15 protein-coding genes are annotated in these 16,122 nt (G+C 70.9%); 5 read left to right on the top strand and 10 right to left on the bottom strand.

The features are described 5' to 3' along the window. Positions 1-19 precede the first annotated feature (19 nt). The 3 genes from aroC to ABC766_RS26505 form a co-directional block, all read right to left on the bottom strand. Positions 20-1,120, bottom strand: coding sequence for a chorismate synthase (aroC, locus tag ABC766_RS26515; RefSeq protein WP_053610690.1), 1,101 nt, complete (start codon positions 1,118-1,120; stop codon positions 20-22). Positions 1,121-1,332: 212 nt separating this feature from the next. Continuing rightward, positions 1,333-1,950, bottom strand: a complete 618-nt coding sequence (locus ABC766_RS26510; protein ID WP_345819849.1) for a DUF3578 domain-containing protein — start codon at positions 1,948-1,950, stop codon at positions 1,333-1,335. Continuing rightward, a complete protein-coding gene (locus ABC766_RS26505; protein ID WP_100793966.1) occupies positions 1,947-3,080 on the bottom strand; it encodes an anhydro-N-acetylmuramic acid kinase in 1,134 nt (377 codons plus the stop codon). The genes ABC766_RS26510 and ABC766_RS26505 overlap by 4 nt, the downstream gene beginning before the upstream one ends. 123 nt (positions 3,081-3,203) lie before the next feature. On the opposite strand from ABC766_RS26505, the gene tyrS reads away from it, so the two are divergent. Beyond that, the gene (gene tyrS, locus ABC766_RS26500) at positions 3,204-4,475 is read left to right on the top strand and encodes a tyrosine--tRNA ligase (protein ID WP_345822846.1); all 1,272 of its coding nucleotides are present in this window, start codon (positions 3,204-3,206) and stop codon (positions 4,473-4,475) included. Positions 4,476-4,515: 40 nt separating this feature from the next. Next, entirely contained in the window at positions 4,516-5,199 is a 684-nt protein-coding gene (locus ABC766_RS26495; RefSeq protein ID WP_043355638.1) for a response regulator, read from the top strand. 15 nt (positions 5,200-5,214) lie between these two features. On the opposite strand, the gene tatC is transcribed toward ABC766_RS26495, so the two are convergent. The 6 genes from tatC to argS all read right to left on the bottom strand — a co-directional run bounded on the left by tatC (position 5,215) and on the right by argS (position 11,556). Then, entirely contained in the window at positions 5,215-6,015 is an 801-nt protein-coding gene (gene tatC / locus ABC766_RS26490) for a twin-arginine translocase subunit TatC (protein ID WP_043355639.1), read from the bottom strand. After that, the gene (gene tatB, locus ABC766_RS26485) at positions 6,012-6,575 is read right to left on the bottom strand and encodes a Sec-independent protein translocase protein TatB (protein ID WP_345819848.1); all 564 of its coding nucleotides are present in this window, start codon (positions 6,573-6,575) and stop codon (positions 6,012-6,014) included. Before tatB ends, tatC begins: the two co-directional genes overlap by 4 nt. Positions 6,576-6,678: 103 nt before the next feature. Continuing rightward, the gene (locus ABC766_RS26480) at positions 6,679-6,951 is read right to left on the bottom strand and encodes a twin-arginine translocase TatA/TatE family subunit (RefSeq protein WP_043355642.1); all 273 of its coding nucleotides are present in this window, start codon (positions 6,949-6,951) and stop codon (positions 6,679-6,681) included. Between the two features lie 156 nt (positions 6,952-7,107). Beyond that, positions 7,108-8,112 carry a beta-N-acetylhexosaminidase gene (gene nagZ / locus ABC766_RS26475; RefSeq protein WP_345819847.1) on the bottom strand — a complete coding sequence of 335 codons (1,005 nt, stop codon included), beginning with the start codon at positions 8,110-8,112 and terminating at the stop codon, positions 7,108-7,110. 270 nt (positions 8,113-8,382) lie between these two features. After that, on the bottom strand, positions 8,383-9,756 hold the full coding sequence (locus ABC766_RS26470; RefSeq protein ID WP_043757923.1) for an SPOR domain-containing protein: 1,374 nt from the start codon (positions 9,754-9,756) through the stop codon (positions 8,383-8,385). Positions 9,757-9,804: 48 nt separating this feature from the next. Further along, complete coding sequence (gene argS, locus ABC766_RS26465) at positions 9,805-11,556, bottom strand: arginine--tRNA ligase (protein WP_043349127.1); 1,752 nt, start codon at positions 11,554-11,556, stop codon at positions 9,805-9,807. Positions 11,557-11,835: 279 nt separating this feature from the next. Here argS and ABC766_RS26460 point away from each other — a divergent pair, with 279 nt between their 5' ends. After that, positions 11,836-12,276 (top strand): hypothetical protein, encoded by a 441-nt coding sequence (locus ABC766_RS26460; RefSeq protein WP_342140677.1) that lies wholly within the window; start codon positions 11,836-11,838, stop codon positions 12,274-12,276. A 25-nt stretch (positions 12,277-12,301) separates the two neighbouring features. On the opposite strand, the gene ABC766_RS26455 is transcribed toward ABC766_RS26460, so the two are convergent. Beyond that, a complete protein-coding gene (locus ABC766_RS26455; protein ID WP_345819846.1) occupies positions 12,302-13,549 on the bottom strand; it encodes a deoxyguanosinetriphosphate triphosphohydrolase in 1,248 nt (415 codons plus the stop codon). Positions 13,550-13,702: 153 nt separating this feature from the next. Between ABC766_RS26455 and ABC766_RS26450 the strand changes: the two genes are divergently transcribed. Both ABC766_RS26450 and ABC766_RS26445 read left to right on the top strand, forming a co-directional pair. Next, entirely contained in the window at positions 13,703-14,029 is a 327-nt protein-coding gene (locus ABC766_RS26450; RefSeq protein WP_043349135.1) for a HesB/IscA family protein, read from the top strand. 145 nt (positions 14,030-14,174) lie between these two features. Continuing rightward, entirely contained in the window at positions 14,175-16,097 is a 1,923-nt protein-coding gene (locus ABC766_RS26445; RefSeq protein WP_345819845.1) for a hypothetical protein, read from the top strand. Positions 16,098-16,122: the final 25 nt, after the last annotated feature.

The following is a 16,122-nucleotide window of genomic DNA, read 5'->3' as shown; positions in this document are numbered from 1 at the left end:
TCGTTGGGACGGACCCGGATCAGGGCTGCGATCCGACCTGTCCGCGATGGCGCAGATAGTGATCCGCCAGCACGCAGGCCATCATGGCCTCCGCAACCGGCACGGCGCGGATGCCGACACAGGGGTCGTGCCGGCCCTTGGTGACGAGATCGACCTCGCTGCCGTCGCGGGCGACCGAGCGGCGGGGCGTCAGGATCGAGGAGGTTGGCTTCACGGCGAAGCGCACCACGACCGGCTCGCCGTTGGAGATGCCGCCGAGGATGCCGCCGGCATGGTTCGCGAGGAAACGCGGCCGATCGCCGTTGCCGGCGCGCATCTCGTCGGCATTGTCTTCGCCCCGCAGGGCCGCCGACGCGAACCCGTCGCCGATCTCGACGCCCTTCACGGCGTTGATCGACATCATCGCCGCGGCGAGATCGGCGTCGAGCTTGCCGTAGACCGGCGCGCCGAGGCCAGGCGGCACGCCCTCGGCCACGACCTCGATGACGGCGCCGACCGACGAGCCGTCCTTCCGGATCTCGTCGAGGTAGGTCTCGTAGAAAGCGGCCGTCTCGGCATCGGGGCAGAAGAACGGGTTGTCGCCGACCGCGGCCCAGTCCCAACGGGACCGGTCGATGGCGTGCGGTCCCATCTGCACCAGGGCTGCCCGGATGGTCACGCCCGGGATGACCTTGCGCGCCACGGCGCCGGCCGCGACCCGCGCGGCGGTCTCGCGCGCCGAGGATCGGCCGCCGCCGCGATAGTCGCGAATGCCGTACTTCACGTCGTAGGTGTAGTCGGCGTGGCCGGGGCGGTAGCTGTCGCGGATCTCCGAATAGTCCTTGGAGCGCTGGTCCGTGTTCTCGATCATCAACGCGATCGGCGTGCCGGTGGTGAGCTGGCGGCCGCCGGTGCGGTCGTCCGCGAACACGCCGGACAGGATCTTCACCTGATCGGGCTCGCGGCGCTGCGTCGTGAACCGCGACTGGCCGGGCTTCCGGCGATCCAGCTCGGCCTGGATCTCCTCGGCCTCCAGGGGCAGGCCCGGCGGACAGCCGTCGACGACGCAGCCGAGTGCGATCCCGTGGCTCTCGCCGAAGGTCGTGACGCGGAACAGGTGGCCGAAGGTGTTGTGCGACATGGCGCCGTTGCCTTAGCGCGGGAGCGCCGGGGGCACAAACGCGGTGCCTGCAAGGGGCCGGGCGGAGGGCTGGGCGGAGGGCTTGGCGGATGCGTTCGCTCGCTCGGTATCCCCGTCCCTGCGGGCGCAGCGCAGCGATCCCGGGCAGCGGAACAGCGGCGCTCCCGGATTGCGTCGCTGCGTCAGGACGGCCCTCGCGGCGGCCTGCGATCTCATGCCGTCCCGCCCGAACGGGGCAGGTCGAGCCCGCCCCGCGCCTTCAGCGCCCGATATGCCGCGACCGCCACGGCGAGATCCCGGTGCAGGCGGCGCTCGTCGCCGAGATCGGGAAGGTCGTAGGTGAGGCCGAGGATGTGGGCGGCCTCGTAGCCCTCCGGCAATTCGCCCGCGCTGCCGAGGGCGATCGTCGCGTTTGGCAGCGCGTCGGCGAAGTCCGAGAGCCGCGCCTTGAGCGCAGCGCCGCTGGCACGGAGATGGGCGCCGGCCGCCGCCGGACCGTGGCTCCGGATCGCCGCCACCGTTCCCTGCGCCAGCGACAGGTGCACCGCCTCACGATGGGCCGGGAACAGGTAGACGAGGTAGTAGCCCCGCGTGGCGCTGGTGGTGATGGCGGGGTCGAACACGGCGAGCCAGGGGATCGCGGCCCAATGGCTTCCGCGCCCGGGACTGCCCTTGACTAGGAACGGCCCGTCGATCGGCGCCAGTGCGGCGCGCAGCTCCTCCGGCGCGCCCTTGCGGATGACGAAGGCCAGCGGATGGCCGGCCGGCGGGTCGAGCCGGGCGAGCGGGTATTCCTCGATGATCCGCCGGAGCGCGTGGCCGAGACTCACGGCCGCGTCAGGACCCCACCGGTGATCGCCTCGCGCACCCCGGTGGTCGACGGCAAGGTGATCGGCAGGCCCTTGAGCGAACGCACCGCCAGATACGCGAAGGCTTGCGCCTCCAGGTAGGCCGAGGACCAGCCGATGGCGTCCGCGGTCGTGATCTCCGCGCGCAGATGATAGTTGAGGAGCCGCACCAGCTCGCCGTTGCGCGCGCCGCCGCCGGCCACGATCCAGCGGGTCGGGATCTCGGGGGCGTGGTCGAGGGCGCGGGCCACCGCGCGCGCCGTGAAGGCCGTCAGGGTGGCGGCGCCGTCCTCGGTGGAGAGCTGGCCGGCGAGCTTGTGGGAGAACCAGTTCCGGTCGAGCGACTTCGGCGGCTTGCGGAAGAAGAACGGGTGCGTCAGCAGCCAAGCGAGCAGCTGCTCGTCGGGACGGCCCCGGGCCGCGGTGCGACCGCCATCGTCGAGGTTCTTGCCCTCGCGCTCCTGCATCCATTCGTCGATCAGCGCATTGCCGGGACCGGTGTCGAAGGCGATGACGCCGCCCTTCGAGTCGATCAGCGTCGCGTTGGCGACGCCGCCGATGTTGAGGATGCCGAACGGCCCGTCGAAGCCCGAGGCCTCGGCGAGCGCCTTGTGGAAGACCGGCACCAGGGGCGCCCCCTGCCCGCCCGCCTCGATATCGGCCCGGCGCAGGTCCGAGACCACCGGGATGCCGAGCCGGGTCGCCAGCGCCTGCCCGTCGCCGATCTGGATCGAGATGCGCTGGTCCGGCCGGTGGATCACAGTCTGGCCGTGGAAGCCGATCACGTCGATCTCGGACGCTGACAGGCCGTGCTCCTCCAGGAAGCGCTCCACGGCCTCGGCATGGGCCAGGGTGACGAACGCTTCCGCCTCCGGCAGCCGCCCGGGCCGGTCGCCGGGATGGAGCACGGATTCGGCATCCTTGGTGGCCGCGCGCAGGAGCGCCTTCTCGTCGTCGGCGTAGCCGCGGTAGCCGGTGGGACCCAGCGGCTCCAGGAAGTTGTTGTGGCCCTTGACCACGTGGACCCGCTCGCCGTCGGTCTCGATCAGCGCGATGTCGACGCCGTCCAGCGAGGTGCCGCTCATCAGTCCGATCGCGCGCATCATCGCCATGCCGCCCTGCCCCGTGCCTTTCGGCCAACGCCCTGCTAAGAGCGCGCCGTATCCTGAACCCAGCGCGAGCTAGCATGCGGGGCCTCGGCCTGTCGCGCCAGCGCGCGACCCGAGATGGCAGCCATGACCGCCGAGAGCTTCGCGCCGAAATCCGACTTCCTGCGGATCCTGACCGAGCGCGGCTATATCCACCAGACCTCGGACCTGGCCGGCATCGACGCCGCGGCCCTGGAAGGGCGGCTGACCACATATGTCGGCTACGATTGCACGGCGCCCTCGCTGCATGTCGGGCACCTGCTGTCGATCATGATGCTGCACTGGCTGCAGGCCACGGGGGGGCGGCCGATCGCCCTGATGGGCGGCGGCACCACCCGGGTCGGCGACCCGTCGGGCCGCGACGAGACCCGCAAGATCCTCACCGTCGAGCAGATCGACGCCAACAAGGCCGAGATCCGCAAGACCTTCGACCGGTTCCTCCGATTCGGCGAAGGCGCCGGCGACGCCGTGATGGTCGACAACGCCGAGTGGCTGACCAAGCTCAACTACATCGAGATGCTGCGCGACATCGGCCGGCATTTCTCGGTGAACCGGATGCTGTCGATGGACAGCGTCCGCCTGCGCCTGGAGCGCGACCAGGAGCTGTCGTTCCTGGAATTCAACTACATGATCCTCCAGTCCTACGACTTCGTCGAGCTGAGCCGTCGCTACGGCTGCGTCATGCAGATGGGCGGGTCGGATCAATGGGGCAACATCGTCAACGGCATCGATCTCGGCCGCCGCATGGGCACGCCGCAGCTCTACGCCCTGACCTGCCCGCTGCTGACGACATCCTCGGGCGCCAAGATGGGCAAGACCGCGGCCGGCGCCGTCTGGCTCAACCCGGAGATGCTGAAGCCGTACGATTACTGGCAGTTCTGGCGGAACACCGAGGACGCGGACGTGGCCCGCTTCCTCAAGCTGTTCACCCTGCTGCCGATGGAGGAGATCGCGCGTCTCGCCGCGCTCGCCGGCTCCGAGATCAACGCGGCCAAGACGGTGCTGGCCACCGAGGCCACCGCGCTGATGCACGGCCGCGAGGTCGCGGAGGCCGCCGCCGAGACCGCGCGCAAGACCTTCGTGGAAGGGACGCTGGCCGCCGACCTGCCGAGCGTGACCGTGCCGTCGGCCACCCTGGAGGCCGGGCTCGGGGTCCTCACCGCCTTCGGCCCGGACGTCGCCAAGCTCGTGCCCTCCACCAGCGAGGCGCGCCGGCAGATCAAGGGCGGCGGCCTGCGGGTCAACGATGTACCGGTCACGGATGAGAAGGCGATGCTCGGCCAGGGCGACCTGACCCCGGACGGCGTGATCAAGCTGTCCTTCGGCAAGAAGCGGCACGTGCTGCTCCGGCCGGAATGAGCCGCCCGGCCGCCTGGATCCGCGACGGGAAACAGCCCGCGTGAGCCTTGCCCGGATCCTGGTGATCGACGACGAGCCGCCGATCCGCCGGCTGCTCCGCACCGGCCTCGGGACGCAGGATTACGCGGTCGCCGAGGCCGCCGACGGGGCCGCGGCGCTCGCCGCCCTGGAGGCCGGGGGCGTGGATCTCGCGATCCTCGATCTCGGCCTGCCGGACATGCCCGGCCATGCCCTCCTTGCGGCGATCCGCGAGCGCTGGCCCGACCTGCCGGTCGTGATCCTGTCGAGTCGCGACGACGAGCGCGGCAAGGTCGAGGCCCTCGATCTCGGGGCCGACGATTACGTCACCAAACCCTTCGGCATGAACGAGCTGCTGGCGCGCATCCGCACGGCCCTGCGCCATCGCCTGGCCATGCAGGGGGAGCGGCCGGTCTTCCGGGTCGACGACCTCTCGGTCGATCTCGTCCGCCGCGTCGTCCGGGTCGGCGAGCGCGCGGTGAAGCTGTCGCCCCGGGAATACGAGTTCCTGCGCGTGCTGGTGCAGCATGCCGGCAAGGTGCTGACCCACGCGCAGCTCATGCGCCACGCGCCGGCCTCGTCGGATCCGCAATACCTGCGCGTCTATATCCGGCAGCTGCGCCAGAAGCTGGAGCCCGATCCGGAGCGCCCGCGCTACCTGCTCACTGAGACCGGCGTGGGCTACCGCCTGCGTGCGCCGGACTGAGCCCGGCGCGCCGCCTCACGGCTCCAGGCCTTCCGCCGCGCGCCGCGCCGCCCGCAGCTTCTCGACCCGCGCCACCGAGAACACCGAGGCCTCGTACAGCAGCAGCATCGGGATCGCGAGGGAGAGCTGGGAGATCACGTCCGGCGGCGTCAGGATCGCGGCGGCGACGAAGACCAGCACGATGGCGTAGCGCCGCTTCTCCCGCAGGAAGGCCGCGTCGATGATCCCGATCTGACCGAGCAGCGTCAGGATCACCGGCAGCTGGAACGCGATCCCGAACGCGAAGATCAGCGTCATGATCAGCGACAGGTATTCGTCGACCTTCGGAAGCAGCTTGATCGTCGGCTCCCCGGCCACGCCCACCTGCTGGAGCGACACCGAGAATTTGATCAGCAGCGGCATCGCCAGGAAGAACACCACCAGCGCGCCGAGCACGAAGAAGATCGGCGTGGCCACGAGGTAGGGCAGGAACGCCTTCCGCTCGTTGCGGTAGAGGCCCGGGGCCACGAAGGCGTAGATCTGCGTGGCGATCACCGGGAAGGCCAGGAAGGCCGCCCCGAAGACGCTGAGCTTGATGTTGGTGAACACCTGCTCGAGGAAGTGCGTGGCGATCAGCTCGGCGTTCTGCGCACCCACGATCGAGACATAGGGGTAGACCAGAACGTTGTAGATATCGCGCGAAAAGAAGAAGCAGGCGAAGAACATCAGCACGAATGCGATCAGCGACTTGATCAGCCGCGCCCGCAATTCGATCAGGTGTTCGAGCAGGGGCGCCCGCGACGCCTCGATCTCGGCCTCGTCCGCATCGCTGATCATCGGGCGGCCGTGCCGTTCTGGGACTCTTCGGTGGTGAGATGCGGGGCGGGCGGAGGCCCGAACGGATCGTCAACCGACCCGGGCACGGGCAGGGGTGCCTCCGCCATCTGCGGTGCAAGATCATGGGACGATTCGGCGGGCGGCGTCCCCGAGACCGGGGCCGGTGCTGCGGCGTCCTGCTCGGCCTTGAGCTGCGCCGTGGCATCGGCGAGGGATCGGGTCTCGACCGGCGGCTTCTCCGGGCCGAGCTTCTCCGGGCCGACCTTGGCCCGGCCCTCGACGGCGCCCTTCAACTCGTCGCGAATGGTCTGCACGGGATTGAAGGTCGAACTCGCATTCCGGACCGTGTTGCGGATCCCGTCCACTTCGCGCCGGACGTCGTCGAGTTCCGCCTCGCGGATCGCCTCGTTGAACTGCATCTGAAATTCGCCGGCCATGCGGCGCAGCTTCGAGGTGATCTGCCCGACGGTGCGCAGCGCCTTCGGCAGATCCTTCGGCCCGATGACGATGAGGGCGACGCCGCCGATCAGCATCACCTCGCCCCAGCTCATGTCCAGCATGTCGTCGACGGTCCTGCTGCCCTGAGATCCGGCGCGGTGGCCGGACCCCGTCAGGCTCTACACGAGCGCGTGCGCTCTGCCAGTCCTACAGTCGCGCCCGCCCTTAGACCGGCTTGCGCTCGCCGCCGGGAAGATGGCTCGCCGGGATCGCCGTGCCGGGGCTCGTCTCGGTGGCGTGCGGGATGGTGCGGACCGGCTCGGCCGGCGGCGGCGCGGCCTGGCTGACCGGAGGGGTCTCATCCTCGGCCATGCCCTTCTTGAAGGCTTTGATGCCCTTCGCGACGTCGCCCATCAGATCGGACACCTTGCCGCGTCCGAAGAGCAGCATCACGATGACCGCGACGATGACCCAGTGCCAGATACTCATGCTGCCCATGGCAACCTCCTGCGGGCGCCCCGAAGAAGCGGGAGCGCGACGCCACGTCCGGTTGAGGATTTCGGGGCGAACCTAGGGATCGCGCCGCCCGAACACAAGCAGAGGCGATGCCACGGCCGGTGGAAGGCCGCGGTGGAAGGCCGCAAGGGGCTCAGGTCAGGCGGCGGCGAGGGCCGCGGCGAAGCGCTCCCGGGCTTCCGGAACGTCGAGTCCGTCGCCTGCGGGGTCAAGCTGCGCCAGCGCGGAGGCGGCGCGGCGCGCGGCCTCTCCGGTGAGCGCGGGCGCCGCCTCGGCCACGGCGCGCATTTCGTCCATGGCGCCGTTGCAGTGGAGCCCGATATCGATCCCCGCCGCGAAGGCGCGCTCCGTCCGGTCGCGGAACGAGCCGGTCAGCGCGTGCATGGAGAGATCGTCGGTCATCAGAAGCCCGTCGAAGCCGATCGCGCCGCGGATGATGTCGCGGATGACGATGGCGGACTGAGTGGCCGGCCGGTCGGGGTCGATGGCGGTGAAGACCACGTGGGCGCTCATCGCCATCGGCAGGTCGGCGAGCGCCCGGAAGGTCCGGAAATCCTGCTCCGCCAGATCCGCGCGCGTCGCCTCCACCACCGGAAGGCCGTGGTGGCTGTCACAGGTGGCGCGCCCATGCCCCGGGATGTGCTTCATCACCGGCAGGACGCCCCCGGCCATCAGGCCCTCGGCGACCGCGCGGCCGATCTCGGCCACCCTGTCCGGGCTCGTCCCGTAGGCCCGGTCGCCGATGATGTCGTGCGAGCCCGGCGCCGGCACGTCGAGGACGGGGGCGCAGTCGACGTTGATGCCGACCTCCGCGAGGTCGTGCGCCATCAGGCGCGCGCCGAGGCGGGCGACGGCCGCGGCGCTGCCGTTCAGGCGTCCATAGCGGCCGCCGGCCGGGTAGGCCGGCCAGTGGGGCGGACCCATGCGCTGGACCCGGCCCCCCTCCTGATCGATCAGGATCGGCGCGCGATCGGATCCGACGCAGTCCCGCAGCGCGCCGGTGAGGGCGCGGACCTCGTCCGGGCTTCCGATGTTGCGCTTGAACAGGATGAAGCCCCAGGGCTTCACGTCCCGGAAGAAGGACCGCTCCTCCGCCGAGAGCGACGAGCCGGTGCAACCGAGGATCAGGGCGCGGGAGGTCATCTGGAACGGCTCGGAAACTGCTCGGTGGCGGCGCGAAGACGGCGGCGGGATCGCCGGGCGGTTCGGCTCGATGGCGACAGAGTCGGGCGGGAACGGGGAGCCGGCAAGACCAAACCGCGGCTCCGGGCGGAGGCCGGAGCGATGCCGCCGCCGGTGTGGCCTGCAAGACTCGGTCGGCAAGACTCGGTCGGCGAGCCTCGGTCGGCGGGGCGCCCGAGCGGATCACCGCGGGCGGGAGCGCTGCCCCGACCGCGGCTTTCCGTCAGAACCTCAGTTCTTGGCCACGAAGCACTGGCCGCCCTCGCCCTGCAGGGCGCTGCACAGGCTCGCGGCCTGAGCCTTCTCCAGGGGTCCGACGCGGACGCGATAGATCGTCTTGCCGTTCACCTCGGCCTGCCGGATCAGCTCGGGCTTGCCGGCGAGCTGTGTGTACTTGGCCTGCATCTGCCGGAACGCGGCCTTCGCCTCGGCGGCGGAGCTGCGCACCCCGAGCTGCACCGAGAAGCCGCTGACCGGGCCGGACTTCACGGCCTCGTCGTCGGTGGTGGTGCTGGCGGTGGTGTCGGGCGCGGCCGCCCCGGCCGGGGCGACGGCGGCGATCCGCTGGGCGGCCTTCGGCGGCGGCTTCACGGCCACCGGCTTGGGAGCCGGCGGCTCGACCGCGGCGTCCGGCTGCGCGTCGACGGGCGTGGCCGTGGTCGCCGGCATGGCGGCGGCGGCCTGGCGCATCGGCTTCGACTTCGCGGGCGCTGCCGGCGGCGGCTCGTCGCCGGGCAGAACCATGGTGGGGATCGGGGCCGGCCCGGCGTCGACGGCCTGCTGCTCCCGCGGCGGCGGTGCGGGCGGCGCCTCGGGCTTGACCGCGACGGTGCGGACGCGGCGGGGCTCCCCGAACGCTTCGAACGGGCCGTTGCCCGGCGTCGTGCCGCCCTGGGCGCCGGTCGGCTGCGACGGGCCCTGGGCCGCGCGCGCGGCCTCGGCCACGTCGAGGGGCTGCTCCTCGCGGTTGACGATCTTGATCTGGCCGTCCTTCTTGCCCTTCGGATCGTAGATCTGCCGGTTCTGATCCGGGATCTCGACACCGTCGGCCACCTTCGGGGCGACCTTGAGCGGGGTGGAATCGGCCTGCACCACCGGCACGCCGCCATGGCCCGAATTGCTCATGCCCTTGTAGGTGAGCGCACCGGTGACCGCGAGCGCCACCACGGCGACGCCGGCGCCGACCGAGACGAGGCGCCGGCGCGGATTGGCGCGACGCAGGGCGTGGCTGTCCGCGTAGGCGTCGTCGCCGCTCGATACCGCGACGCCATCTGGCGCGTAGGCGCCGCCTTCGCGATGCGTGTCCTGCTCGACGGAGGCGAGGTACTGATCGAATGCGTCGGCCGGCGTCGCCTTGGCGGGCTCCGGCGCGAAGCTCGGCTCCACCCGAGCGTTCCAGCCGGCCTGCGGCTGGGTGTCGGGCGCGACGGCGCGCATCTCGTCGCGCGCGGCGAGCAGGGCCCGGAACGGATCGTCCTGGCCGACGATGCGGGCGAGTTCCGCCAGCGGATCCGCCTTGGCCGCCTGCGGCGCCTGACCCGTCTCCTGACGCAGATCGCGCGCAAAAGCGTCCAGATCGACCTGAGCGCGCGAAGCGTTCGTCATGGCAGCATCCTCACATCAACGCCGGTGACCGGCCCGATGCGCTCGGGCCTATCGCATCTCGTCCGGCGCGGTCACACCGAGAATCGCAAGGCCGGCCGCCAGCGTGCTCCGCAGAGCTTCGATGAGCGCCAGCCGGGCCCACGTCGACTTTCGGTCGGTTGCATTAACAAACCGTAATTGCGGCAAGTCTTTGCCCTTGTTCCAGAAACTATGTAGCGCCGAGGCCAGTTCATAGAGGTGGAATGCGATTCTGTGCGGTTCGTGCGCCAGGGCTGCGGATTCGAGAACCCGCGGGTACTGGGCGATGAGGCGCATCATCTCGATCTCGCCCGGATCGCTCAGCACCGCGAGGTCCGCCTCGCGTGCCAGCGCCGCGGCGGAGAGGTCGGCCTCTGGAAACGCCTCGCGCGCCTGCCGCTGCACCGAGCGGACGCGGGCATGGGCGTACTGAACGTAGAAGACCGGGTTGTCCTTCGACTGCTCCACCACCTTGGCGAGGTCGAAATCCAGGGTCGCGTCGTTCTTCCGGTAGAGCATCATGAACCGGATGGCGTCGCGGCCGACCTCGTCGATCACGTCCCGCAGGGTCACGAATTCCCCGGCCCGCTTCGACATCTTGACCGGCTCGCCTGCGCGCAACAGCCGCACGAGCTGGCAGAGCTTGACGTCGAGCGTCGCCGCGCCGTCGCTCACCGCCTTCACGGCAGCCTGCATGCGCTTCACGTAGCCGCCGTGATCCGCGCCGAGGACGTCGATCAGCTCGGTCGCGCCCGCGAGATACTTCGCCCGGTGGTAGGCGATGTCGGAGGCGAAATACGTGTACGAGCCGTCCGACTTCAGCAGCGGCCGGTCGCTGTCGTCGCCGAATTCCTTGGTGCGGAACAGCGTCTGCTCGCGGTCCTCCCAATCCTCCGGCAGCTGGCCCTTGGGCGGCGGCAGGCGGCCCTCGTAGACGAGGCCCTTGGCGCGCAGCTCCGCGAGCAGCGTCTTCACGGCACCGCTCTCCTGGAGCGTCCGCTCGGAGAAGAACACGTCGTGGCGGATGCCGATCGCCTCCAGATCGGCCCGGATCATGGTCATCATCATGTCCAGCGCGGTCTCGCGCACCGTGGGAAGCCACGCGGCCTCGGGCTGGTCGAGGAGCGCGCGGCCATGGGTCTCCGCCAGCTTGGCGCCCACGGGCTTGAGGTAGTCGCCCGGATACAAGCCGTCCGCGATGGCGAAGGGCTCGCCCAGAGCCTCGCGGTAGCGTTGGAAGGCGGAGCGGGCCAGCACATCGACCTGGGCGCCGGCATCGTTGATGTAATACTCCCGCGTCACCTGCCTGCCGGCCGCGACGAGCAGATTGGAGAGGGCGTCACCGAACACCGCGCCGCGGCCATGGCCGACATGCATCGGCCCGGTGGGATTGGCCGACACGTATTCCACGTTGATCGGCCCGCCGGGCAGCTCCGCCCGGCCGAACGCCTCCGGCGCGGAGAGCGCGTCGCGCACGACTGCGTGAAAGATCGCGGGATCGAGCCGCAGGTTGATGAAGCCGGGCCCGGCGACGCTCGCCTCCACGATCCGCGGATCGGCGCGGAGTTCCGCCGCCAGGGCTTCGCCCAGCGCCTTCGGGTTGGCCCGCGCCTCCTTGGCCAGGACCAGCGCCGCGTTCGTGGCGAGGTCGCCGTGCGCCGCGTCCCGGGGCGGCTCGACGACTACGCGGCCCAGGTCGAGGCCCTCGGGCAGATGGCCGGCGCGGGTCAGCGCCTCCACGGCCTCGCGCACGCGCGCCTCGAACAGGGCGAAGATGTTCATGGGTCTCGATCTCGCTTGCGCGGGGGTCTCGTCGCCCGGCCCGTCCGGCCTGTGCCCGCCCGGGCGGTCTAGCAAGGGGCCGGGAGGGTGTCACGGCGCCGAGCGGTTCGCCGGCCTGGAGAAGCCCACATTCCCGGCATCGGTCCGGTAACCAAGCGCGCGGCGCTCTCACGTTATCCCACGCGACGAATACGGATCGCGCAGTGTTCGGCTTGTCTTGGCCGGGACGGAACTGTGTCATCGCCGACGGTCGCGCGTGTGCCGATCGCGGAGTTACTGATGAAGACCTTGACGATTGCGGGTACGGCGCTGTGCGCCCTGATCCTGGCCGCGCCGGGTGCGGAGGCGGGCGGCTTCCACGGCGGCGGCTTCCACGGCGGTGTCCACGGTGGTTTCCGGGGCGGCTACGGCTACCGGGGCGGCTACGCGGCCCGCGGCTTCTACGGGCGCGGCTACGGCTACGGCTATCGCCGCGGCTACGGACGGGCCCTCGGCTACGGGCTGGCCGGCGCGGGGATCGGTCTCGGTCTCGGGCTCGCCGCCGGGAGCGTCTACGGCGGCTACGGCTATGGTGGTTACGGGTATGGCGGCTACGGCTACGGCTACCCGGCCGCCTATAGCGGCTACGGATACGGCTATCCGGCGGCCTACGGCGGCTACGGCTACGGCGGTGGCTACGGCGGGTGTTACGGCAGCTTCACCTGCGGCTGCGGCTGCTGATCCCAACCCATCCCGCGCCGGGCCCTCAGGGTTCGGCGAGGGGCAGGCCCCGGCTGGGCAATTCCCAGTGCAGGTCCGGCGTCGTCGCGTAGAGCTTGCGATGCGCCAGGACCGCATAGGTGTCGGTCATGCCGGCGATGTAGTCGGCGACCCGGCGGCCGACCCGCGCCTCGCTGGCCTCCTCGAGACCGGCGCTCCACTCCTCTGGCATCCGGGACGGCGCCGCGGTGAACGCGGCGAACAGGTCGTTGACGATGGCGTCGGCCTTCTTCCGCACCGCCACCACGCCGGGATGCCGGTACATGCGGTCCCACAGGAAGCGCATGATATCGGCATCGGCCGCCGCAATCTCCGGCGAGAAGACGATGACCGCCTGATCCGCATTCCGGATGTCCTCGACGCGGCGCGGATCCAGTTCGGCGATGCGGCGTCCGCCCTCGCGGATCACGTCCTCGACGAAGCGGGTGATCACCCGCCGGGCGAGTTCGTGGATCATGCGCGAGGGCTCCAGGTCTGGATGCAGCCGGTCGATCTCGTCGAGCAGCCCGTCCAGGAACGGGACCGCGCGCAGCTCCGGGATCTCGAACAGGCCGGCGCGCAGCCCGTCGTCGAGGTCGTGGGCGGCGTAGGCGATGTCGTCGGCGAGGGAGGCCGCCTGGGCCTCGGGGCCGGCTTGGCTCCACAGGTCGAGGGGGTTCAGCGCATCGTATTCCAGGATCGCCGCCGGGATGCCGCGCGCGGCGTAGCGGGGCGTCGGCTGGCCGTCGGCCGTCAGCAGCGGGCCGTTGTGCTTGACGAGGCCCTCCAGGGTCTCCCAGGCGAGGTTCAGCCCGTCGAAGCCGGCGTAGCGCCGCTCCAGCCGCGTGACGATCCGCAGGGCCTGGGCGTTGTGGTCGAACCCGCCGTAGCGGGCCATGCAGGCGTCGAGGGCGTCCTCGCCGGTATGGCCGAAACAGGTGTGGCCGAGGTCGTGGCTGAGGGCCAGCGCCTCCGCAAGATCCTCGTCGAGCCCGAGGGCGCGGGCGAGCGCCCGGCCGATCTGGCTGACCTCGAGGGTGTGGGTGAGGCGGGTGCGGTAATGGTCGCCCTCGTGATGCACGAAGACCTGCGTCTTGTGCTTCAGCCGCCGGAACGCCGTGGAGTGGATGATCCGGTCCCGGTCCCGCTGGAAGTCGCTGCGGGTCGGCGAACCGGCCTCGGGGATCAGGCGTCCCCGGGTGCGGGCCGGATCGGTGGCGTAGGCCGCGCGCCAGCGCTCACCGTTGGATCGCACGGCATCCGCTCGCAAACTCACGCACCCTGCTCATGACGGCTCCTCGCCCGGCGCGTTGCGGCGCGGGCTTGCGCCTCATATCTTGTGGGCCGGGACGCCCTCGGCAACAGGCGGGGTGCGCCGTCCACCGAACGATTGCGTGGCCAGAGACTGATGGCTGATATCACCCTGACCGCCCGCGCGGCCAAGCGCATCAACGAGATCATGGGGGCGGAGCCAGCCGGCTCGTCGCTGCGGATCAGCGTCAATGGCGGCGGCTGCTCGGGCTTCTCGTATGCCTTCGACATCGCCCGCACCCGTGAGGCGCAGGACGTCGCGATCGAGCGCGACGGCGCCACCGTCATCGTCGACCCCATCTCGATGGAGTACATGAACGGCTCCACGATCGACTTCGTGAACGATCTGATCGGCCAGTCTTTCAAGATCGAGAACCCGCTTGCCACCGCCTCCTGCGGCTGCGGCACCTCCTTCTCGTTGTAGCGACCCGCCCGGCGCATCCGCGCCGTTGCGTCCATACGACACCGGTGCCGGCACGGTCGCCCGGGCCGGCATGCCTGATTGCCTCGCCTCAAAAAACGCGGCACGGCTAGGGAATTCCCGCGCGAGCCCTGGTCCGGATGCAGCCATGAACCACCCGAAGGCCCGCCTCCGCCTCCGGTCGGCCTGGGCGACAACCGGTATCCTCGTCCTCCTCGGCCTCGCTCCCGCGCCACTCGCCGCGCAGGAGGGCGCCGCCGCCGTCCAGGACGTGACGGTCACCGACGTGGTCATCCCGCTCGGCGGCACGCTGCTGAAGGCCCCGAAGCTCACGGCGAGCGGCACGCGCCTCTCCAAGGAGGATCTCGCGGCGATCCTGCGGCCCGATTCCAACGTGCCCTGGGAGCAGCGGCTCGCCCGGCTCGATGCGGGCAGCCTCACCGTCCCGGTCCTGACCTCCGAGAATGCGGGTCCCGGCGACAACCGGCAGACCGTCACCTACCGCGATGTGGTCGCCCGCGACATCCGCGCCGGCCGTGTCGGGGAACTGACGGCGGCCGGCGCCACGGTCAGCTCCGTCGCCGGGCCGAACCGCGGTTCCGGAACCTACGGGCAGGTGCGCGCCACAGATCTGGATCTGGCGGCCCTCAGCCGGCTGTACACGGTTCCGGGCGACGGCAAGGGACCGGTCCAGCGGGTCTACGGTACCATCCAGGTCTCCGACGTGACCTATTCCGACGCGCGCGGCACGACCGTGAAGATCGCACGCCTCGACGGGCGTGATCTCGGCGGCCGGCAGATCCCCGACGGCTGGAGCGGCGCCTTCGCGATCGTGGCCGGCGGTTTCGATGGCTCCAGCGACCGGCGTCCCCTGGCCGCCGCGGCGGCCGATCTCATCGCCGCCACCGCCGTCGGCAGCCTGGAGATGCAGGGCCTCAGCGTCAGCGACTCCGATCCGAAGGGGCCGGTTCTGTTCGAGATCGGCCGGGCCGCCTACACCTCCGCCGGGTCGGAGGGCAGCACCGTCCTGGACAACCTGGCGCTGTCGCGCGGCAGTCTGCGTGTCCATGTCGGTCGCCTCGCCGTCCTCGGGACCTCGCTGGTGCCGACCGTCGCGGCCCTCCAGGGGATCGCCGCCGAGCCGACGGCCGGGCCCGGCTTCTCCGATATCGAGATGCGCCGCCTGACGCCCAAGCTCGGCAACCTGACCCTGAGCGACCTGTCGATCGAGCTGCCGCCGGAGGGCGAACCCGAGCGGGCGCCGCCGCGTGATGGTCGGGCTCCGGCCCGCGGCGGCCTCTCCGACTCTGGCCGGGCGGGGCCTGGCAGGCCGGCAGATCCGAGGACGGGCGACACCGCCGCCGACCCCCTCGCCCTGTCGGTATCGCCCCGGCCGGTCCGCCGGATCGCCCTGCGCGAGGCCACACTCGCTCTGGGGGCGCCGAATGACGGCGTGCCCAGCGCGACCCGCCTCAGTCTCTCCGGCCTCAGCCTGCCGGCGGATCTCGTGGCGGGCGCGCCGATCATCGGCATGCTGCCGGTTTACGGGTACCGGGATCTCGACCTCGACCTCGTGGCCGACGCCACTTTGGATGAGAAGGCCCGCGACCTCGCCCTGCGCGAGGTGACGGTGTCGGGTCGCGACATCGGCACCGTCCGGCTATCCGGCACGCTGGGCGGTATCGGGCCCGAGCTGTTCTCCGGCACCCTGCCGGCCGCGACCATGGTGATGTTTTCGGGAAGCGCCAAGGCCCTCGACCTGACGGTGGAGAACGCGGGCCTGTTCGAGCGCTTCCTGGCCGCGCAATCGAAGGATCTCAGCCTCAAGCCGGACGAGCTGCGCAAGGAGTACGTCACCGCCAGCCTGCTCGGCGTGCCGATCATCCTGGGCAACAGCGCGGCCGCCAAGGGCATCGGCGCCGCCATGGGCCAGTTCGTGATGAAGCCCGGCAAGCTCGTGGTGCACGCGAAGTCCAAAGAGCCCGCCGGGATCGGTTTCATCGATCTCGGCGCGGCGCGCTCGCCGGCGGCCGTGCTCGACCGGCTGGACGTCGAGGCGAAGGCGAATTGAGGCAACCGTGACCGGTCTCCGGGCT

The sequence above is a fragment of the Methylobacterium fujisawaense genome (assembly GCF_039619325.1).
Taxonomy (GTDB): Bacteria; Pseudomonadota; Alphaproteobacteria; order Rhizobiales; family Beijerinckiaceae; genus Methylobacterium; species Methylobacterium fujisawaense.
Note: the sequence above shows the minus strand (reverse complement) of the source record. Positions and strands in the feature narration are given on the sequence as shown.